General features: G+C 65.7%; 20 protein-coding genes. 13 read left to right on the forward strand and 7 right to left on the reverse strand.

Features of this window, described 5'->3' with window-relative positions; translation table 11 throughout:
- The first annotated feature begins 87 nt into the window (after positions 1 to 87).
- The 5 genes from ACIHA7_RS07745 to ACIHA7_RS07765 all read left to right on the forward strand — a co-directional run bounded on the left by ACIHA7_RS07745 (position 88) and on the right by ACIHA7_RS07765 (position 5,332).
- Entirely contained in the window at positions 88 to 1,095 is a 1,008-nt protein-coding gene (locus tag ACIHA7_RS07745) for an HpcH/HpaI aldolase/citrate lyase family protein (protein ID WP_397286793.1), read from the forward strand.
- Positions 1,096 to 2,331, forward strand: a complete 1,236-nt coding sequence (locus ACIHA7_RS07750) for an aminotransferase class I/II-fold pyridoxal phosphate-dependent enzyme (protein WP_397286795.1) — start codon at positions 1,096 to 1,098, stop codon at positions 2,329 to 2,331.
- A 23-nt stretch (positions 2,332 to 2,354) separates the two neighbouring features.
- A complete protein-coding gene (locus ACIHA7_RS07755; RefSeq protein ID WP_397286797.1) occupies positions 2,355 to 2,885 on the forward strand; it encodes a MaoC family dehydratase in 531 nt (176 codons plus the stop codon).
- Positions 2,886 to 2,984: 99 nt separating this feature from the next.
- A complete protein-coding gene (locus ACIHA7_RS07760) occupies positions 2,985 to 3,947 on the forward strand; it encodes an ornithine cyclodeaminase family protein (protein ID WP_397286799.1) in 963 nt (320 codons plus the stop codon).
- Positions 3,944 to 5,332 (forward strand): MFS transporter, encoded by a 1,389-nt coding sequence (locus tag ACIHA7_RS07765; protein WP_397286801.1) that lies wholly within the window; start codon positions 3,944 to 3,946, stop codon positions 5,330 to 5,332. The genes ACIHA7_RS07760 and ACIHA7_RS07765 overlap by 4 nt, the downstream gene beginning before the upstream one ends.
- A 24-nt stretch (positions 5,333 to 5,356) precedes the next feature.
- On the opposite strand, the gene ACIHA7_RS07770 is transcribed toward ACIHA7_RS07765, so the two are convergent.
- The 3 genes from ACIHA7_RS07770 to ACIHA7_RS07780 form a co-directional block, all read right to left on the reverse strand.
- Positions 5,357 to 5,656 (reverse strand): hypothetical protein, encoded by a 300-nt coding sequence (locus ACIHA7_RS07770; protein ID WP_397286803.1) that lies wholly within the window; start codon positions 5,654 to 5,656, stop codon positions 5,357 to 5,359.
- A 97-nt stretch (positions 5,657 to 5,753) separates the two neighbouring features.
- On the reverse strand, positions 5,754 to 6,560 hold the full coding sequence (locus tag ACIHA7_RS07775) for an SDR family NAD(P)-dependent oxidoreductase (RefSeq protein WP_397286805.1): 807 nt from the start codon (positions 6,558 to 6,560) through the stop codon (positions 5,754 to 5,756).
- A gap of 138 nt (positions 6,561 to 6,698) precedes the next feature.
- Entirely contained in the window at positions 6,699 to 7,379 is a 681-nt protein-coding gene (locus ACIHA7_RS07780; protein WP_397286807.1) for a winged helix-turn-helix transcriptional regulator, read from the reverse strand.
- A gap of 142 nt (positions 7,380 to 7,521) precedes the next feature.
- Between ACIHA7_RS07780 and ACIHA7_RS07785 the strand changes: the two genes are divergently transcribed.
- The 5 genes from ACIHA7_RS07785 (at position 7,522) to ACIHA7_RS07805 (ending at position 12,871) form a co-directional block, all read left to right on the forward strand.
- On the forward strand, positions 7,522 to 8,958 hold the full coding sequence (locus ACIHA7_RS07785; protein ID WP_397286809.1) for an MFS transporter: 1,437 nt from the start codon (positions 7,522 to 7,524) through the stop codon (positions 8,956 to 8,958).
- A 167-nt stretch (positions 8,959 to 9,125) separates the two neighbouring features.
- Positions 9,126 to 9,884: an LGFP repeat-containing protein gene (locus ACIHA7_RS07790; protein WP_397286811.1), complete on the forward strand. Its 759-nt coding sequence runs from the start codon at positions 9,126 to 9,128 to the stop codon at positions 9,882 to 9,884.
- An 84-nt stretch (positions 9,885 to 9,968) separates the two neighbouring features.
- Positions 9,969 to 10,616, forward strand: coding sequence for a hypothetical protein (locus ACIHA7_RS07795; protein ID WP_397286813.1), 648 nt, complete (start codon positions 9,969 to 9,971; stop codon positions 10,614 to 10,616).
- Positions 10,617 to 10,790: 174 nt separating this feature from the next.
- Positions 10,791 to 11,414 (forward strand): TetR/AcrR family transcriptional regulator, encoded by a 624-nt coding sequence (locus tag ACIHA7_RS07800; protein ID WP_397286815.1) that lies wholly within the window; start codon positions 10,791 to 10,793, stop codon positions 11,412 to 11,414.
- Positions 11,411 to 12,871 (forward strand): hypothetical protein, encoded by a 1,461-nt coding sequence (locus ACIHA7_RS07805; protein ID WP_397286817.1) that lies wholly within the window; start codon positions 11,411 to 11,413, stop codon positions 12,869 to 12,871. The genes ACIHA7_RS07800 and ACIHA7_RS07805 overlap by 4 nt, the downstream gene beginning before the upstream one ends.
- Positions 12,872 to 12,882: 11 nt before the next feature.
- Here ACIHA7_RS07805 and ACIHA7_RS07810 read toward each other — a convergent pair whose 3' ends face one another.
- Together ACIHA7_RS07810 and ACIHA7_RS07815 are read right to left on the reverse strand one after the other, a co-directional pair.
- Positions 12,883 to 13,941 carry a sensor histidine kinase gene (locus tag ACIHA7_RS07810; RefSeq protein WP_397286819.1) on the reverse strand — a complete coding sequence of 353 codons (1,059 nt, stop codon included), beginning with the start codon at positions 13,939 to 13,941 and terminating at the stop codon, positions 12,883 to 12,885.
- Between the two features lie 10 nt (positions 13,942 to 13,951).
- Positions 13,952 to 14,647, reverse strand: coding sequence for a response regulator transcription factor (locus ACIHA7_RS07815; RefSeq protein WP_397286821.1), 696 nt, complete (start codon positions 14,645 to 14,647; stop codon positions 13,952 to 13,954).
- Positions 14,648 to 14,736: 89 nt separating this feature from the next.
- On the opposite strand from ACIHA7_RS07815, the gene ACIHA7_RS07820 reads away from it, so the two are divergent.
- Together ACIHA7_RS07820 and ACIHA7_RS07825 are read left to right on the forward strand one after the other, a co-directional pair.
- A complete protein-coding gene (locus ACIHA7_RS07820; protein WP_397286823.1) occupies positions 14,737 to 15,423 on the forward strand; it encodes a M15 family metallopeptidase in 687 nt (228 codons plus the stop codon).
- Positions 15,420 to 16,763: a DoxX family protein gene (locus ACIHA7_RS07825; protein ID WP_397286825.1), complete on the forward strand. Its 1,344-nt coding sequence runs from the start codon at positions 15,420 to 15,422 to the stop codon at positions 16,761 to 16,763. The genes ACIHA7_RS07820 and ACIHA7_RS07825 overlap by 4 nt, the downstream gene beginning before the upstream one ends.
- Before the next feature lie 25 nt (positions 16,764 to 16,788).
- Here ACIHA7_RS07825 and ACIHA7_RS07830 read toward each other — a convergent pair whose 3' ends face one another.
- Both ACIHA7_RS07830 and ACIHA7_RS07835 read right to left on the reverse strand, forming a co-directional pair.
- Positions 16,789 to 17,388: a methyltransferase family protein gene (locus tag ACIHA7_RS07830; protein WP_397286827.1), complete on the reverse strand. Its 600-nt coding sequence runs from the start codon at positions 17,386 to 17,388 to the stop codon at positions 16,789 to 16,791.
- Positions 17,389 to 17,584: 196 nt separating this feature from the next.
- Positions 17,585 to 19,099, reverse strand: coding sequence for a hypothetical protein (locus ACIHA7_RS07835; protein WP_397286829.1), 1,515 nt, complete (start codon positions 19,097 to 19,099; stop codon positions 17,585 to 17,587).
- A 372-nt stretch (positions 19,100 to 19,471) separates the two neighbouring features.
- Here ACIHA7_RS07835 and ACIHA7_RS07840 point away from each other — a divergent pair, with 372 nt between their 5' ends.
- Positions 19,472 to 19,951, forward strand: coding sequence for a hypothetical protein (locus ACIHA7_RS07840; RefSeq protein ID WP_397286831.1), 480 nt, complete (start codon positions 19,472 to 19,474; stop codon positions 19,949 to 19,951).
- Positions 19,952 to 20,037 lie beyond the last annotated feature (86 nt).

Below are 20,037 nucleotides of genomic sequence, written 5' to 3' on the forward strand. Positions count from 1 at the left end.
GGGGGACTGATGGTGCTGGAACCCCTCGGACAACGAATTGTTCTCCCGTGCTGCGGTATACAGCGCGCAATAGCGAGCAATGTTCCGATGGCTGCCGAATATGCCGATCAGATCAGGGGGGCTCATGCCTGTTCAACCAAAGCCCATTCGAAGATGGGATCCGACAGCCGGACGGTCTATGGTGGCCCGCGCGGTAATACTCGGAGTGGGCGCTCGATGAAGTACACACGCTATTGCCGTTCGTTCCTCTCCACACCCGCATTGGCCGAAGGCCGCTACTCCTCGGGGCACCAGGCCGGCGCCGATATGTGCGTGGTCGACCTGGAAGACTCTGTCCCACCGTGGGATAAAGAGCAGGCGCGGCATCAGGCGGAGAAGTTCTTCGCCGCGCCAACCGCGTCGGCGACGCGGTGCGGGGTCCGCATCAATGCGGTGACCGAACCGGATGGCCTGCGGGATCTGCTTGCCATTCAGGAGTATGTCGTCAAGCCGGCCGTGGTGGTCATTCCCAAGGTCGAGTCGGCCCGTGACGTCGAGATCGTGGCGAAGGTGCTCGGCCCGGTATGCCCTGACCTCGAACTGTTCGCGGTGGTGGAGACGCCACGCGGCCTAGAGAACGTCGCCTCGATCGCGGCGGGGTCGCCCCGGCTACGCGCGCTGATCTTCGGCGCGGCCGACTACTCGTTCGAAGTCGGTGCGCGCCTGTCCTGGGATTACCTGGTGCATGCCCGCGGCTGCGTGGTGAACGCGGCCCGCGCTGCGGAGATCGAGGTGGTCGACGCACCGGTGTTCGATATCAACGACATCGGTGGGCTGCGCGAGGAGAGCGCGCGGGCCCAAGCCCTGGGATTCAGCGGCAAGATCGCGATACATCCGCGGCAGATCCCGGTGATCAATGAGGTTTTCTCGCCTGACGCGGGCACGTTGGAGAAAGCGCAGCGAATCGTCGATGCGGGCCTGTCGACCAATCGCCGGATCGCCGTCGTCGACGGCGTGATGATGGGGCTGCCGTTCTTCGAGGCGTCGCGGCGACTGGTCGAAGATTTTGGAAACGCCAATGAGTCGGCTGTGCCGACGACTTTCGAGGAGCGATAAATGAGCGCTGGAGTCCATGTCGAGCCGAATGTCCTTGGTCCTCGGCGTTATCGAAACAGCGAGAAGATGCTGCAACAGTCCGACCCGGCGTGGCGCGCGGCGGCCGAGGCCGGATTGATCAGTGTGCACGTCGACGCGGAGTCGAATAACCGTCTCGTCGTGCAGGAGACCGGGCACGAGTTCGTCAGTATGTGTTCGAGCGCGTATCTGGGCCTGAACTTTCACCCGAAAGTTATTCAAGGAGCGATCGACTCGCTCGAGGAGGCCAAGGCCACCGGGTTGATGGTGTCGAACGCGCGGATCCGGCACAACCTGCTGGCTCGGCTCGAGGCAGACCTCGGCGAGTTGTTCAGCGCCGACATCTTGACCGGAGTCTCGTGCAGCGTTCTGTCTTTCGGCATTCTGCCTTTGCTGGCCTCGGGGCACCTGACCGGGGACGGCCCCCGGGTGATGGTGTTCGACCGCCACAGCCACTTCTCGATGGCCTATGTGAAGCCCATCTGTGCCGACGAGAGTCTGGTGCTCACCAGCCCGCACAACGACCTGGACTATTTGGAGGACATCTGCCGCAAATATCCGCGCGTCGCCTACATCGCCGACGGCGCCTACTCGATGGGTGGTGCCGCCGCATTGGAGGGGCTGGTCGAACTTCAGGACAAATACGGACTGTTCCTCTACCTGGACGACGCGCACTCGCTGTCTATCGTCGGCGAGCGCGGTGAGGGATTCGCTCGGTCGCGACTGGAGATGAACCCGCTGACCCTCATCGTGTCGACGCTGCACAAGGCGTTCGGCACGGCCGGCGGAGTCGCGATGCTCGGTCGCCCCGAGTGGTTCGGGTTCTTGCAGCGGCACGCGGGACCCGTTGGCTGGTCGCAGAATATGGAGATACCGATCGTGGGCGCCTCGCTGGCGAGCGCCGCGCTGCATCGCACCCCCGAGCTCGGCGAGTTGCAACGCACGCTGCAGAGCAATATCGACTACTTCGACGAACTGCTGCCCACCACTTTCGCGGGTAACGGCCTGCCGATCCGCGTGGTCCGGGTCGGCGAGGCAGACAGGGCCGTCGAACTGTCGAAAGAGCTGTACCGGCGCGGCTATTACAGCTCCGCGGTGTTCTTCCCGATCGTCCCGAAGGGCGAGGCGGGACTGCGCGTGATGATCCGCGCGGACATCAGCCGGGAACAGATCGCCGACTTCGTCAGCCACGTCAAAGAATTGACCGGAACGCCGTGACGGCTCGTCGGCCTGGAGGCACCATGGACAAACTCGAATTCAGCGGATACCGGCAGATCGGCGCCCAGCGCTACCGGGAGACACTCGGGTTCCGTTACGAACAGTTCACCGTGGGGGATGTGTTCGAGCATCGGCCGGGTCGCACCGTGACCGAGCTGGACAACGTCCTGATGAGCATGCTCAGCATGAACACCTCGCCGCTGCACATCGACGCGGCCTATTGTGAACACACGCAGTGGGGTCGGCCGCTGGTGTCCAGCCTCGTGACGCTCAGCATCGTCGGTGGCATGGCTGCCCGCAGCACCAGCGGACAAGCCATCGCCAACCTCGGCTGGGACAACATCCGGTTGACCGAGCCGGTGTTCGCTGGCGACACGTTGTACGCCGACAGCGAGATCACCGGAAAACGGCTGTCCAACAGTCGACCTGGTGACGGCATAGTCACCTGCCGCACGAGGGGGGTGAAGTCGACCGGCGAGGTGGTGCTCACGTTCGAACGTAGTTTTCTGGTGCCGACCCAGGCCACCGGGATCGACGAAAAGACTAGGTACTGAGAATGCTCGCGCTGTGGGATCAGGTGCGCCGACGAAACGTCGCTCACTGAACGAGGTTCCGCTGCATGCCGTGCGAGGGCGGACGCTGGGAGGGCATAGATGAACGAGACTGTCGAGTCGCCGAAGTTCGATGATGCGCCGCCGGGGGACCCCATGCGGCCGATGAGCGAGGCACAGGTGGCCGCAGCGGTCGACCTTCCCGTGCTGGTGGCCGAACTGGGGGAGTCGCTGCGGGCGGGGCAGCGCCGTCAGGCGGTGACGCCGATGAAGTTCGTGAGCAAGCGCATGGAACCCTACAGCGTGTTCGGCGCTATGCCGTCGATCAGCACCGCGCACGGGCTGTTCATCACGAAGGTCGCCGCTTTGGTGAAGTTACCCGGCACGAGGACCGTCAACGCCGTCGTCGTCGCCTTCGACACCGCCACCGGTGATCTGCTCGCCGTGCTGGACGGTGCGGCGCTGACGGATATCAAGTGTGCGGCGGTCACCGGGCTGGTGACCGACAGCTGTGCGATCGGCGACGCGCGCAGACTCGGTGTGGTGGGCGCGGGAGCCCTTGCCTTGCAACAGATCCGCGGCGTCGCCACGGTACGCGAGCTGGACGTCGTCACCGTGTACGGGCGCCACGCCGGCCGAACCGAGGCCTTCGCCGACCGGGCGCGAACGCTGCTCCCGCGTGCCACCGAGGTCCGGGTCGCGCGAGATCTGCGCGCGGCGGTGGAAGGGCAGGATGTCGTCTGTACCGCCACCACGTCGAGCGAGCCGATCCTGGGCGAGTTCGATCTCCGCGCGCCCGTGCACGTCAACTGCATGGGCGCGCACACGCCGCGCTCGCGGGAGGTCAGCACCGAACAACTCGCCGGCAGTGTGGTGATCGTCGAGGACAGGGCGAGCGCCGTCACCGAGTCCGGCGAGTTACACAGCACCGCACTGGAACTCGAGGACATGCTCGGTGCCGGCGACGATTTGCGGGCGCAGCGAACGATTTTCAGCTCGAATGGTCACTCTTTTCTCGACCTCGTGACGACCGCCCATGTGCTGGCGTCGGCGAAGCGCCGATGACCGGAACTGTCATTGCGCCGGTGCGCCGGTCGCGCCTGCTGCTGGCGGTGCTGCTGCTCGCGATGATCGTGGCACCGATGGCGCAGACGGCTGTCATGCCGATATTGCCCGCGCTGGCAGGGGAATTCGGCGTATCCGCCGCTGCGGTCAGTTGGGTGATGACCGCCAATCTGCTGGCGGCGGCGGTGGGGACGCCGTTGTTCGGCCGATTGGGCGATCTGCGCGGCCGCAAACTGGTGTTGATTCTGTGCCTGTCGATCGCGGCAGCCGGCGCGCTGCTGGCGGCGCTCAGCGATTCCTACGGGCTGCTGCTCGCGGCCAGGGTGCTCCAAGGCGCCGGAGCGGGGGTGCTGCCGCCTGCGATCAGCGTGATCCGGGCCGAGTTGCCGCCGAAGCGGGTGGCGAGTGGGCTCGCACTGGTCAGTGTCAGCACGGGAGTCGGTGCGGCGTTCGGCATCCTTGCCAGCGGGGTGCTGATGGTGCGGTGGAGTTACCAGTCCGTGTTCTGGCTGCTGGTGATTCTCAGTCTGCTTGCGCTGGTTGCGGTCGTGTGGGGTCTGCCCGCCGACCGAGTGCCCGGCACCGAGCGTGGCGCGGATCCGTGGGGGGCGCTCACGCTGGCTTTGTGGTTGCTGGCGTTGCTCGTCGCGATCAGCCAGGGCAACACGTGGGGCTGGACGGACTGGGTGGTGCCCGGCTTGCTCTGTGCGGCAATGGTGTTCGTGATCGTGTGGTGTGTAGTAGAGCGGCGCGTGCGATACCCGGTCATCGACATGACGCTGCTCACGATGCGCCCGGTCGCCTTCGGCAACATCGCCGCCGCGCTGAGCGCTTTCGGCATGTACGGCTCGTTCATCGCCATCAGCAGCCTCGCACAAACCCCGAGGGAATCCGGTTTCACCACAACGGCATTGGGTGCGGGCCTGATGCTGCTGCCGAGCGCCGCGGGTAATCTGCTCGCGGGTATCACCGGGGGCGCGCTACTCAACAGATTCGGATCGCGCCCGACACTGGTACTCGGCGGCATACTCAGCGCCGCCGGAGTGGCACTCCTCGTGGTCAAGCAGAACACGGAACTCGACCTCTACTCGGCCAGTGCGCTGTTCGGTATCGGCACCGGATTCGCCTTCACCGCGATCCGCGCCTACATCAACGATGCGGTGCCACTCGACCAACTCGGCGCCGCCAACGGAATGAACGTCGTGTTCCGCACCATCGGCGCCGCCGCGGGCAGCGCCGTCACCGGCGCCGTGCTCAGCAGCGACCAGATACTCGGCACCCACTGGCCGACCCAAGCGGCCCACGAAACCGCCCTCCTCATCGCGACAGCCACTTTCCTCGCCACCGCCATACTTCCCTTCCTGATATCGAAACCCCGACGGTGAGGTGAGCGGACTCTGGTGGTCGGATCAGGGGAGGGGATACTGTCTGATGTGTACCAGGAACATGATCGGGCACAGCGGGAGCGTGCTGCCCTCCACCCACAGTCGGGTGCATTCGGTGTTCTGAGTGTCCTCGACGCGTGTCCCGGTATCGGCGTGCTCGAACGCTATTATTCCGCCGGCGATCAGTGCGAGCGCCGTGACTGCGCCGAGCAGTGGCGGCACCAGATTGAGTGGCCGCTGCGAGCGGATCATGTTGTACTGCGCTCGCGTCAGTTGCCATTGCTGCCATAGGCGCCGCGTCGGCGATAGTCCACTTTTGTCCATTCCACTGTCCTGCCCTCGCCTGTGGAATGAATCGGGCTGGGAAGCAACATGTTACGGGCGACTCGCCTGGCCCGGCGACAGTACGGTTCTGTTGGGGTCAATTGCCCTGCGCTGCAAGAGAAACTGACTGCCATTCGGTCCATGTGGCGAGCCGGGACTCGTACTCCGCTGTCACGATCCGCAGCGCATCGGCTCCCAGCAGCAGGCGCAGCGGGGGTTTATCGGCGTCGACCAGGGCCAGGATGGCGGCACGGGTCGCGCCGGGGTTGCCGTAGCGCTGCGCCGCGTAATCGGGGTCGGCGCGAACCTGGTCGTACGCCGGATTCTCGGTGGCGAAGGTGGTCAACGTGAATCCGGTGTCGTAGCTGGCGGGTTCGAGCAGAGTGACGTGAATGCCGAAGCCGGCGACCTCAGCGGCCAGGGACTGGGACAACCCCTCCAGCGCCCACTTCGACGCGTTGTACGCTCCGACATTCGGCGACGCCACAATTCCCCAGAGGCTGGAGACCTGGATGATGTGGCCGCTGCCTTGCGCCCGCAGCATCGGCAGCGCCGCCTGGGTAACCCACAGTGAGCCAAGAAGATTGGTCTCCAGCTCCGCCCTGATCTGTTGCTCTGTGAGCTCCTCGACCATGCCGAACTGCATGAACCCGGCATTGTTCAGCACCACATCGAGTCGGCCGAAATGCCGCACGGTCTGCTCGACCGCTGCGAAATCAGCGGAGCGGTCGGTCACCTCCAACGGCAACGGCAGAAACGTCTCCGGGAATGCGTCAGTCAGATCCGCCAATGCGGCGATGTCGCGGGCGGTACCCGCCACTCGGTCGCCTCGTTCCAGCGCGGCACAAGCCCACTCGCGGCCCGACCCTCGCGACACCCCGGTAATCAACCACACCTTGCTCACTTGACCTGCCTCTATTCGTACTTTTATTGGCTAACGCTCGTAAGGCTACGCATGTAAGTCGACTGGAGGCAAGGGCTAACAGCTGTAAGTTTTAGGGTGCAACGCGATAGCGCAACTCTTCGCTGCTCGTGATACCGGTCAGTCGTCTGTCGCTGACGGCGTCGCGGCGATCGTCCGTCCCGTCGGAAACGCGGTGTTGAGGATCCGCTTGTCGCCGTGCAGATCTCCCACGGCGAGGGCCTGGTCGACCGTGAGCCCGCCTGCGGCGAGCCCGACGACGACCTCCGGCGCGGCGGTGAAGATCGTGGCCGGCTGCCGATCGGGCGAGGCCGTCGCGCTGGCGCCGTCCTCGTCGATACGCAGGACCATGCGGAATCCGTCCGTCTCGATGCCGAGCTCGACGGGCGGAGTTGCCGTGACCCCGCGGAGCAGAGCGGGAAGAGCGAGCGCCAGCCAGCGCGGCTGGAACGAATCGTCGTTACGCCCGGTCATCAGCAGCGGTGCGCCCCATCTGCCGAGGGCCTCCATGGGCTCCCGGAGGCTCGCGCCCCATGGCGTCAGGGCATAGCAAACTCCCGCGTCGCCGAGCTGGCGCTGCACGATGCCGTTCGACTCCAGCGTCCGCAGCCGCTCCGCCAGGAGGTTGGTCGCGATCCCCGCCAGGGAGGTCTTCAGCTCGGTGTAGCGCATCGGGCCGGGGAGCAGCTCGCGCACGATCAACAACGTCCAGCGCTCGCCAACGATGTCGAGGGCGCGCGCGAGGGCGCAGAACTGCCCGTACGAGCGGGTTTTTTTCGACTCGTGCTTGACTTCATCCATCATGGTTGATTATATCAACCGCAGGGATGGCCTCGTGCAGGGACGTCCGCATCAGCTGACCGGTCGTTGTGGTGCCTGGCTGAAATCGGTAATGGGGACACCTGATTCGAAGAGCTTTCCTTCTGAGAAAGAGCATCTTGTCATGACACGCGCGGTGGAAAATTCAGCTGTTCTGTCGAGTTGGCGCGGCAGGCTGATCCTCGCGTTGCTGTGTTCGATCGGTTTTCTCGATTTCATGGACGCGGTGATCGTCAATGTGGCGCTGCCCTCGATCCAGCATCAACTCGACTTCTCCGAGCAGGGCTTGCAGTGGGTGGCGACCGGTTATCTGCTGACCTATGGCGGTTTCATGCTGCTCGGCGGTCGCGCGGCCGACTTGGTCGGGCGCAGGCGCGTGCTCGTCGCCGGTGTGGTGGTGTTCGCTCTCGCATCGCTGATCGGTGGGTGCGCCACCACCGCACCACTTCTCGTCGGTGCCCGGCTGATCCAGGGCGCCGGTGCGGCATTGCTGATGCCTGCGGCGCTGTCGCTGGTGACGACCACTTTCGCGGAGGGTTCCGATCGGCACCGAGCCCTTGGTGCCTGGGGCGCGATGATCGGGCTGGCCTCGACCGCCGGTGTGCTGCTCGGTGGTGTGCTGACCGAGTATTTCGGATGGCGCTCGGTGTTGCTGATCAACCCCGTCATCTGTGCGTTGCTCCTCGTGGCGATCTATCGGCTGCTGCCCGATGATCGACGCCGCGCGCCGAGCCGGGACTTCGACACCGCCGGTGCAGTTCTCGGTACCGGGGGACTGCTGCTACTGGTCTACGCGGTGGTGGAGGCACCGCACACGGGTTGGGACTCGCTGTCCACGATCCTCTGCCTCGCGGGCGCGACGGTGCTGCTGGTGGCGTTCGTGGTGAACGAATACCGGCACCCGAATCCGTTGATGCCATTGTCGATTTTCCGGGTGCGTGGCCTCGCGGCCGCCGACGCCACCCAGTTGATCGCGATCGCCGGATTCCTGTCAATGTTCTTCTTCCTCACCCTCTATATGCAGAACGTGCTCGGATACTCCGCACTGCAGACCGGCCTGGTCTATCTGCCGCTCACCTTCGGCATCGGGATCGGCGCCGGCGGCTCTACCAAACTGATTCCGCTGGTAGGGACCCGACCGTTGATCGTGGGTGGATGTGTGAGCGCGTCTCTCGGGGTGTTCCTGCTGTCGCGGCTGCCGGTCGACGGCGAGTTCCTCGCCGACCTCCTGCCCGGCATGATGGTGATGTCGATCGGCCTCGGTGCGGTCCTGGTATCAATCACGAACGCGGCCAATGCCGGAGTGCCACCGGACAAAGCGGGACTCGCGGCTTCGTTGCTGAACAGCTCCCAGCAACTCGGTGGCGCGCTCGGCCTCGCGGTGCTGACCACCGTTGCCACGTCGCACACCACCCATCTGCTGCACGCCGGGACCGCCCCGCCGGAAGCGCTGGCCTCCGGATTCGGTCGCGCATTGCTGGCCAGCAGCATCGCCATCCTCGTCGCGGCGGTGATCGGGCTGTGCACCTACAACACTCGCAGCAACGACGCACCTATGTGACCATGCCCGCCGGAGGTCCGCAGCACCGGCCGGGCCGGCAGCCGGAACACCCTGTCTATCGGCGGATTTCGCCGCTGCACCCAGCTGTCGAGTGGGGGCTTCGGCACTGTCGGAGACGCCCGGTCGCACGTAAAATGGCTGCCATATACGGCGCGCAAGGAGGGGCTATGTCACCCGATCCGCGAATTCAGCAGCACGGGCGGCGGCGGTCCGCCCGCGTCATTCGAGCCGCCGTCGTCCTCGCGGCGCTCAGCACCCTCGCCGCGCCCCAGGCCGTCGCGCAGCCATACCCGATCTACGGGGCGATCCGCGTCGAATACGACGAGGCCGGTGGGTTCGTCTTTTTCGGCAACGCGATCAACCCGGAGTCCGACGCCGCACGTGGCGGCCGGTGGCAAGCGTTCGAGCGGGACAGCTCGATCTATTGGCATCCGTTGGTATCCGGCGGTCACGCCAATCAGATCGGCGGTGCGATCCGCGCCAAATGGGGCGACCTCGGCTGGGAGAACGGTGCTCTGCGTTATCCCACCAGCAGAGAGCTGCCGACCCGTAAACCCGGTCGTTTCAACCACTTCGAGGGCGGCACGATCCACTGGTCCCGGGCGACGGGCGCGCACAACACTTGGGGAGCGATCCGCGACAAGTGGGCCACGCTGTCCTGGGAGGACGGCCGACTCGGCTTCCCGGTCATCGACGAGTTCGGCGCCAAGAACAATGGGGCAGGCCAGCATTTCGAGGGCGGTTCGATCTACTGGTCCGTCGACACCGGCGCTCGTGTGGTAGCCGGGCCGATCAGGGATATCTGGGCGAGCCAGAACTGGGAGAACGGCCGCTACGGCTACCCGATCAGCGACGAGTACGACTACAACGACGGCCGCGCCCAGGACTTCCAGGGTGGTCGTATCGAATGGCGTCCGCCGCGCTGAGCCCACCATTTATGCATCTTGCGCATATCTCCGCGCGTCGAGGGTAGGCGGTACTAGCAGCTACTTCGACGAATGGAGGCTCTGATGAACGTCGACGAGAAGGTTTCCGCAGACCGCGGTCCGGCGCTCAGAATTCCGCGTAGCCGGGGAGCCCTCGGCGGGCTCGCGGTCTTACTCCTCGGAGTCTGGGGTGCGCTGATTCCGTTCCTCGGACCGTACTTCGATTTCGCGTTCACCCCGGACGACGCGTGGGTGTGGACCTCGGCGCGTGGCTGGCTCGAGGTGCTGCCCGGCCTCACCGCGATCGTAGGCGGCTTGCTGATGCTGGCGAGCCGCAATCGCCTCGTCGCCGGCTTCGGCGGTTGGCTGGCCGCGGCGGCGGGCCTGTGGTTCATCATCGGGCCGTTCCTGACGGATCTGCTGAACATCGGAGCACCCGGCGAGCCGGTCGCGACGTCCGACCTGAAACGCGCTGTCCTGCACCTGACCTTCTTCTACGGCCTCGGCGCGCTGATCCTGTTCTTCGCCGCGACCTCCCTTGGTCGGCTGTCCGTGCGCAGCGCACGCGATATCGCCTTCGCGCGGCGTGAGGTCGATGCCAAGACCGCCGCTCGGACGGACACCCGGGGCGCCATAGTCGAGCGGCCGGAGCCGGTGGACACCACCGAGCGGCCCGCCTTCGGCACCCAACCTCAACTGCACAAGCCGGGGCTGGGCGGCGGGCACGCTTGACCCACAGCTTGGCGCAACTGATCTGCGAAAGCCGAAATCCACTGTGGCGCAGGGATTTCGGCTTTCGTCCTGTTATGGCACCCCGGCGCGGTGGAGTAGGCGGCGCGTTCCTCGCTAGCTACGGCCATATAGCTACGGTTGCGGAGCTACGGGAACGTAGCTAAAGTTCCCGATATGGCTGAGATCGAAGAGCAACCCGGACGCCGCCGCTCCCTCGCCGATGTCCGGAATGCTTGTCGGACAGCGGTAATCGCCGAAGTAGCGGAGACGGGACTGGGGCGCCTCTCGATCGAAGGCATCTCCCGCCGAGCCGGCGTGGCGAAGACCTCGATCTACCGGCATTGGCCGTCGGTCGAGGAACTCCTACTCGACGCGCTCGACCACACCCATCCCGTCGAGACGGTCACCCTCGACGGCGGTGGCCTGCGCTCGGATCTGCTGCGCTCGCTCGAACAGCTGGTGGGCTGGCTCGCCGGACCCAGCGCCTCGGCCGTCGCGGCGATCCTCGCCGAACGGCAGCGCCGACCCAAACTCGTCGAAGCCCTCTACACCCGAGTGTTCGACACCCACGGCACCCGATTCACCCGCACCGTGATCGAGCACTACGCCGAACGCGGTGCCATCGACGCACGGCTGGTCACACCGATCGTTGTCGACATCGGCGAAGCACTCGTGATCAAACACCAGATCGACACCGGGAATCTGCCCGATGCGCACACCCTTGCCGCGATTGTCGACCAGGCGATCCTGCCTGCCCTCGGCCTCGCACGCACCCCAGAAGAAGGAAGCCCCGCATGACCACCCTCGATCCCATCGCTCCTGCGGCACCGCCCGCCACGGTGGCGGTGAACTGGGCAGAGACGATCGGCACCTCCCGGACGACGCTCACCACCCACCTGTGGACGGCGCCACCGCTGCGCCGCGAATCCCCGATCCACGACAAAGCATTCGACGCCCTGCGCGAGCTGCGGGTCGATTTCGCGCGCTTCCTGCCCTGGTTCAGCCATCCCCGGGTCGCGGTTGCCGAGCTCACCCCGCCGACCGCGACCGAGACCTCATGGAACTTCGAGCTGCTCGACCCCTTTGTCGAGGACTTCGTCGCGGCCGCGGAGGGCAGACCGATAGTCGCAAATTTCGCCACGATCCCGACCTGGATGTTCGTCACACCGGAGCCGGTGGCGATTGCCGAGGATCCCGACGAAATCCACTGGCACTACGAGCAGGGCTCCGAGTTGCGCGATCCCACCTGCGGTGAAGTCGCCGACTACTTCTACCGGATCGCCAGCTGGTACATCGCAGGCGGTTTCACCGACGAGCTGGGCCGACGGCACGAGTCGGGCCACCGCTACCGCTTCGCCTACTGGGAGGTGCTCTGCGAACCCGATATCGGCCACCGGCTCTCGCCGGAGACCTACACCAAGCTCTACGACGCCGTGGTCACGCGACTGGCCCCGCTGGACCCGGACATGAAGTTCATCGGACTCTCCCTCAGCCACGTCCACCACCAGCCCGAATACTTCTGGCACTTCCTCGATTCGGCCAACCACGCCGACGGCGCCCGAATCGACGCGTTCTCCTATCACTTCTATGCCCAACCCGAGATCGCGAATCCGTTTGGGCCAGCAGGGAACGCGCCCAGCTCCCACTGGCGCGACATCTTCTACGCCCAAGCCGACGCCTTCCTCGACCAGGTCCGTTTCATCGACTCCATTCGCCGGCGCCTGGCCCCCGATACCGCGACCTTCATCAACGAATTGGGCACCTACCCGGCCGACGTGATGAATCCGGCACCCGAAATCCCCGACGCGTACTGGGCATTGAGTGCCTCGGTCCAGTCGTACCTGTGGTGCAAGCTCATCGAATCGGGCATCGATCTGGTCGGCATCTCCGAGTTCATCGACTACCCCGGCATGATCCCCGGCGTGACCCTCCTCGACTGGGAGACCGGCGCCCCGAACGCCCGCTACCATGCGCTGGCACTGCTACTACGGCACTTCGCTGAAGGAGATGCGCTGGCGGCCACCACCACTGGCGTATTCCCGGACCCCCGCATCCACGCCCAAGCCTTCGTCACCGCCGCGGGCCGCCGCAAACTCCTCCTGGTCAACAAGACCGCCGAACCGGTCACCGTGGCCATCCCGCACGTAGGCGGGCAAGCCGACTTCGAACAGGTCGGCGCCGACGTTCGGCGAATCACCCTGGCGGACAACACCACCGTACTGGAGGCGTACACGACCTCCGTCGTTTCCTACTGACCCACACCGCACTACTGGGTGGGCAGTCGCACCGTGACGCAGAGACCGCCGGCCGGGCGAGGGGCGAGGGTGAGGGTTCCGGCGTGTGCTCTGGCGATGCTCTTGACGATCGCCAGGCCGAGACCGACTCCCGCGTGGTCGGTGCGGATGCGTTGGGTGCCGCGCTGAAACGGCTCGACCAGCGTGGAAACTGTGTGGGGAGTGAGCTTTTCGCCGGTGTTCTCGACGGTGAGTACCGCGGCCTCGGGGTGCGCGCTCGTGGTGATCCAGACGGTGCCCCGCTCGGGCAGATTGTGGACGATCGCGTTGTGCACCAGGTTCGTCGTCAGCTGCAACAGGAGGGCGGGGGAGCCGAAGGCGCAGGCCAGGTCGCCGGAGGTCGCCAGCGTGACGCCGTTCTTCTCCGCGAGGGGAAGCAGGGTTTCGGTCGCTTCCTCCGCGAGGAGGGACAGATCGACCTGTTCTCGCGCGAAGGACCGTTGATCGGCTCGACTGAGCACCAGTAGTGCTTCGGTGAGGTTGATCGCTCGGGTGTTGACCGCGTGCAGCAGGGCGAGTAGTTCGCCGGTATCGCGATCCGGATCGTTGCGGGCCACGTCGAGCAGGGTTTGGATGATCGCGAGCGGGGTGCGCAGTTCGTGCGAGGCGTTGGCGGCGAATCGCTGCTGTTCGGCGACGTGTGCTTCGAGCCGCGCGAGCATGGTGTCGAAGGCGTCGGCCAGTTCGCGAAACTCGTCTCGGCGGCCCGGCAGCCGGATCCGGTGGGCGAGGGAACCATCCGCGGCCGTGCGGGTCGCCTCGGTGATGCGGGTCAGTGGGGCGAGCATACGGCCGGCGAGCAGCCATCCGCCGAGGAGGCCGAATATCAGCAGGAAGGCCAGCACCATGGCCATGAAAGGAGCGAAGGCGCGCAGCAGGACCGTGCGGTTGATCCAGAAGTTTCCGGTGGTGTCGAGCCAGCCCTCGGGCATCAAGTAGAGGTAGAAGACCAACCCGGCCGCAAGCACCAAGGTGCCTGCGAGCATCAGGAACCCGGCGTAGCTGAGGGTGAGTTTGAGCCGGACGCTCAAACCTGGCGCCCTATCCACGGACGCCCGCTGCCTGTCCGGTGTCCGCCTGCGTGTCGATGCGGTACCCGACGCCGGCCACGGTGGCGATGATCCAGGGTTCGCCGAGGCGTTTGCGCAGCGCCGAGACCGTGATGCGCACGGCGTTGGTGAACGGGTCCGCGTTCTCGTCCCACGCCCGTTCCAGCAGCTCCTCGGCGCTGACGACCCCGCCTTCGGCGGCGACGAGGACTTCGAGCACCGCGAATTGTTTCCTGGTCAGCGCGATGTAGCGGCCGTCGCGGAAGACCTCCCGGCGGAACGGATCCACCCGCAGGCCCGCGATCTCCCGCACCGGTGGTCTGTTGTGAGCGCGCCTGCGGTCGAGTGCTCGCAGTCGGAGGACGAGTTCGCGCAGGTCGAAGGGTTTGGTGAGGTAGTCGTCGGCGCCGAGCGCGAAACCGGTCGCCTTGTCGTCGAGCCGGTCGGCCGCGGTGAGCATCAGGATCGGCATGCCGCTGCCGGTGGCGACGATGCGCTCGGCGACCTCGTCACCGGACGGACCGGGAATGTCGCGGTCGAGGACGGCGATGTCGTAGGCGTTGACGCTCAGCAGTTCCAGCGCGGCGTCGCCGTCACCGGCGATGTCCGCGGCGATCGCCTCGAGCCGCAGGCCATCGCGGATGGCCGAGGCCAGCAGGGGTTCGTCCTCCACGATCAATACGCGCATAGGTGCTCGATTCTCCCAGCCGGGCAATATCGTCGGCGTATCGAAAACCGCATACGGGGCGGCAACACCGCGCTGTCTTGACTGACGGCATGAACAACAGCAAACCAGCACGAAGGGCACATCGCCGGGTCCGCTCGGCCATCCTCGCCGGCCTGGTCGTCGTCAGCGCGGCACCCGTCGGTGTCCTCGTCTACCAGTCGTTGAACTCCCTGTCGACCTCCGCCGCATGGTCTCTCGACCTCCCGTTCGGTGACCGCCATGGACCACCCGGCGCGGTGCGGCCGCATCTACCTCGGTTCAACGGTGAGTCCGAACCCGGGGGGACCGTCGCGGAGGGCGCTGTCCCGGACGGCCTGACCGTCTTCGAGGACGATATCCCGTCCGTGGCCAACCTCGACCCCGCCTTGCTCGCTGCCCTGCGCAGCGCGGCCAGGGCTGCCGCGGACGACGGGGTCGACTTCGTCGTCAACAGTGGCTGGCGTTCGCCGGAGTATCAGGAACGCCTACTGCACGAGGCGATTTCGAAGTACGGCTCGGCGAAGGAGGCCGCCCGCTGGGTGGCCGCTCCGGAGACATCGGCGCACGTGTCGGGCGACGCGGTCGACATCGGGCCTGCCGCGGCCGCGGCGTGGTTGTCCCGGCACGGTGCCTCGTACGGGCTGTGTCAGATCTACACGAATGAACCCTGGCATTACGAACTTCGCCCCGAAGCCGCCGTGCGTGGCTGTCCGGCCCGGTATGCCGACCCCACCCAGGACCCGAGGATGCACCAGTGAGCAGCGCCGTCGACACCGACGTCGACACCGTCTCAGCCCCGGCAGGCTGGCCTCCGCTGACGCGGATCGCGTTCCGATTCTGTGTCGTCTACTTCGGCCTGTACGGCCTGCTCCTCACCATGATCCCGTTCGCGCTGCTCGGCCCGCTGAGCCGCTCGCTGCACGGATTCATCGGGCCGTGGGGGGTGACCTCGCTGCTGAACCCCGTCACCGGTTGGGTCGGCAGTACCCTCTTCGGGGTCGACGCCGTGCTGCGCGAGGACTCCGGCGCCGGCGACCAGACGGCGGTCTGGGTGCAGGTCTTCTGCGTCCTGGTGGTCGCGGTGGCGGCCACTGCGGTGTGGACGGTCCTCGACCGTCGTTCCTGCTATCCGCGCCTGCTGGCGTGGTTCTCGCTGTTCCTCCGGGTCTGTCTGGGCGTACAGATGGTGGGGTTCGGGTTCGCCAAGTTGATCCCCACGCAGATGCCCGCTCCCTCGCTGGCACAGCTGTTGCAGCCGTACGGCGATTTCAGTCCGGCCTCGGTGCTGTGGCTGCAGGTCGGCAGCTCCTACCCGTATGAAATGGCGCTCGGCGCAGTCGAAGTGGTGGCCGGGCTGCTGCTGTTCGTGCCACGGACCGCGGTCCTCGGCGCCGCGATGAGCCTGCTGAGCACGGCGCAGATCCTGCTGCTGAACATGACGTTCGATATACCGGAGAAGCTCCTCGCCGCGCACCTGCTGCTGATCAGCCTGGTTTTGCTGGCCCCGCACCTGCGGCGACTGGTCGATGTGTTCGTGCTGCAACGTGCGTGTGCGCCACTGACGCAACCCACGCTGTTCGTTGACGAGCGGAACAACCGCATCGCTGTATGGATTCAGGTGGCCCTCGGCGTCTGGATCGCGCTGGGCAGTGGCTTCGACCGCTGGGTGGTGTGGCAGGAACAGTACGGTGCCGCCAGCCCCAAGTCCGAGCTCTACGGAATCTGGAACGTGCGGGACTTCACCATCGACGGGCAGCCGCTGCCGCCGCTGACCACCGACGAAAAACGGTGGCTGCGTCTCGTATTCGACGACCCGGAGCAGGCGACCTACCAACGGATGAACGGTGAACTGGTGCCCGCGCACGCCGACTTCCGGCCCAACGGGCAGCTGGAACTGGCATCGATCGACGGAAAGTCCGGTCCCCAGCCACCTTTCGCGACGTTGACCAGCGAGCGACCCACCCCGGATCAACTGACGTTGCGCGGTACTCTGCACGACCAGACAGTGGTGATCACCCTGGACCGCATGGACCCGAACAGCTTCACCTTGCGCAGCCGCGGATTCCACTGGGTGCAGGACTACCCGTACTTCCGCTAGCCGAGCGGGCAGCAGCACGCAGTCTTCAGCGAAGGCGCCCCAGCCAGGGTATGAACCGGCCGGTGCGTGCCGCGTAGGCGGCGTAGTCCTTGCTGAGGACCCGCAGCAAATACGGCTCCTCGACGAGGCGAGTCTGAATCTGCAGGCATACCAGCATGATTGCCAGCGCCGCCAGCGCCACCGGATTGGGCGTCATGAGTGCCAGGCCGACAAAGGTTGTCGCCACACCGGTGAGGACTGGATGGCGCACCCAGCGGAACGGGCCGTCGGTGACCAGCGTGGTCCGTGCGTGCGGATTCACATCGGCGCGCCACGCGGTGCCCATCGCAGCCTGGGCCGCCGCCGTGAGGCTTATACCCAGAACCACGAGCCCCACGCCGGTGCCACCGACCGCGGCCCGGGCAAGCACTGAAAAAGGTTGTAGCCCCAGTAGTTCCGCGATCGGCGCGGCGATCAAAGTCAGAAACCCGAGAATACCGGCGACCTTTGCCCACCACTGCGCGGTGCCCGCCTGGTCGCGGAACCGGATTTCTGCCCCGCCGGTCCGTCGGAACTGCACTGCACCGCGCAACCAGACGACGATCGTCAGCCACACACCGATCAAGACTAAACTCATCAGCGCCATAACGAATGCACCGATCGCGATCGTATGGTCACCGGCCCGCGATATACCTCGGCGCAGTGCCGGAAGGCTATCGCCACATCGGCCATGCGGGCAATCGTTGGGCCACAACGACATCGGTCAAGCATGCTCATCCCCCTGTTTTCGGCTGGTCGGCGCCTGGGCCGCTGGATCCAGCGTAAGCATCCTATCCTGAACGCTATCGGCACGGACTGCCGCCAGCCACGATGCGATACTCGATGCCGCTCGGGCGCATGCGGACATTGGTGATCCGAGACGGGTCACCGGTCGGCGTTTCTCTGTCGCCGATGAGGAAACGGCCTGCGGACTGGCCGATGATCCAGATCGGTTGCTCGTCACTGTTCTCGATGAGGCAGGCGGCGAACCGGGTGCCGCCTGCGGTAACGGATTGCTGCTGCATGATCAGCTCGGCCGGTCGGCCCGCCTCGACCATGGCGCTTAACATGCCGACGGTCGCGCACATGAGTAACAACAGCGCGAACGCCGACCGCCAGACCGGGGTGATGCGGGGCGAGAACAGCCAGTAGATCGCGATCAACGCTCCCGAGCCCAGCGTGGCCATGATGAAGCCGCGCGCGTTGACAATGACGTCGTGCCAACCGATTTCGAAGGCGAACGCCGGATAGCCGAGCGGCTGGTAGAAGAAATAGGACGGCAAACGCACCATGGCACCGCCGACCCCTGCCAGCAGGACCGAGGCGGCCGTCCGCCGGACGAGCAGCCGGGAGCCCGAACGTTGGCGTGGGCGCACCGCATCGATGATCAGAATCCAGGCCAGCAGCAGGCCGACGGTCAGCAGCGTCGCCGCAAGCAGCCGTGAGTTGAACCAGATCGTCTGTGCCGAGAGGAAAAGCAGCGCCCCCGCGCCCGCCATCGCGATCATTCGCAGCACGAGAGTGCCTGTTGTCCAGCACATTCGGATGGCGTAGTGGCGATGCGCGCCGATCAGACGCGCGACATCGGTTCGGTTGGCGTTCGCCCAGCGCTCCGCTTGCCACCGCGAATAGCCCTGGGGCAGTGCGGCATCCGCCCGGTGCACGGCCACCCTGGTGAACAGGTTCAGTGCGCCGAGGACGAGCAGCAGCACCGTCGAAATGCCGATCAGACCCAGCGCGGGCTCCGGGCCCGTCGGGCGGTCGGGGAACCGGTCGGCAACGGCCACTCCGGCGGCCACGCCGAGGCCGCCGCTGGCGGCGAGCAGCCCGAATCGCACCCAGGCATAACGCGTGGATTCGTCGACGATGACGCGAAAAACCAGCTGACGCAGCCATTGTGGTGTTATTCGCCGGTATATCCGGGCGGTGACTTCGGCGCCCCGCTCGAGACATCCATACAAGACGGTGGGTAGCCTGGCCAGCCGCGCAAGGACGGTGCGCGGTGGCGGCGCAGGTAGCGGCTGTTGCTGAGGAACGGCTGGCGCAACCGAGATCTCGGCGAGCGCATCGACCCGCTTGCCATCGTGCTCGAGCGGTGCGGGCCGGTGCGTGAAACGCAGGCCCGCGTAGCGGATGCGCTCCAGTGAGGCCTTGTCGACGGCGGCCCGTGAATGCGTATCGACGATATGCGTGTGGACATGGCGTACCACTTCCTCGATCGTGCTGCTGGACAACGAACCTCGGATATCCCGCACATAGGTGTCGCTGTCCGCATGTGGAATAGCCGACCAGCCGCCCGCGATGAGCGCATCGCGCACCCGCCGACGATCCTCGACGGAACCGGAAATATCGACTCGGCAGCGAACCCGCGCCAGGAATACCCCGATCAGGTACTGACCGCGATAGGACGAAAAATTCCGAATCGCATTGACGCCCAACACATGCCCCTATTGCTCGCTCAATTCGACGAGTTGACCGCAGGATACCGCCGCCGGGTCGCGCGTCCAGTGCTGGTTGGATGCCCAATTCGCACCGTTCGCACTACGATTCGAGACATTCGGCCGATGCGGTGACGATCCCGACCGGTCGGAATGTGAAAAATCGACTTGATTATCCCGTGAGATTGCGTCGCATGGGTTTTCGGGCATCGGGTATCCGCCGGGCATATCCCCCCTGGAAAGGTGTTTTCAATGGCTAATCGGCTTACTCGCTTCGCGTTATCCATGGCTATCGCCGGGGCGGCGGCGGTCGCGGCGACCGGGCAGGCGGCGGCAGCGCCTGCCAGCGTGACGATCAATGGCAACATGCAAGTGCTCGGCATGAACGTCCTGCATATCGAGGCGCAGGGGCAGGGGGACGGGCCCGCGACCGGAACCTACCTGGCGGTTGGTCAGCTAGGGAACATGCCGCTGCCGGTGAAGGTCACCGGCCCCGTGACCTGCCTGACGGTCGTCGGCAACACCGTGTCACTGGTCTATCCGATCAGCACCGCCCAGCCCGTGATGGTGTTCGCACCTGACGCGATGGCCATCCAGATCACCGTCACGAAAGGTCAGGGCGGTCAGCCGAACATGATCGGCTACGGCCTGCCCATGCCGACGAACATGCTCCGAACCTGCAACCCTGGTCCAACCCCGCTGATCTTCGACGGCACGATCGACATCCGTTAGTCCCCACAACTCCGCACCGGACCGTATCTCCACGAGGCAGCGGCGCACGTCGGAGCTACGGTCCTACGCGGTCTTCGCGCGCCGTC

The organism is Nocardia sp. NPDC052316, assembly GCF_044547795.1.
Classification (GTDB): Bacteria; Actinomycetota; Actinomycetes; order Mycobacteriales; family Mycobacteriaceae; genus Nocardia.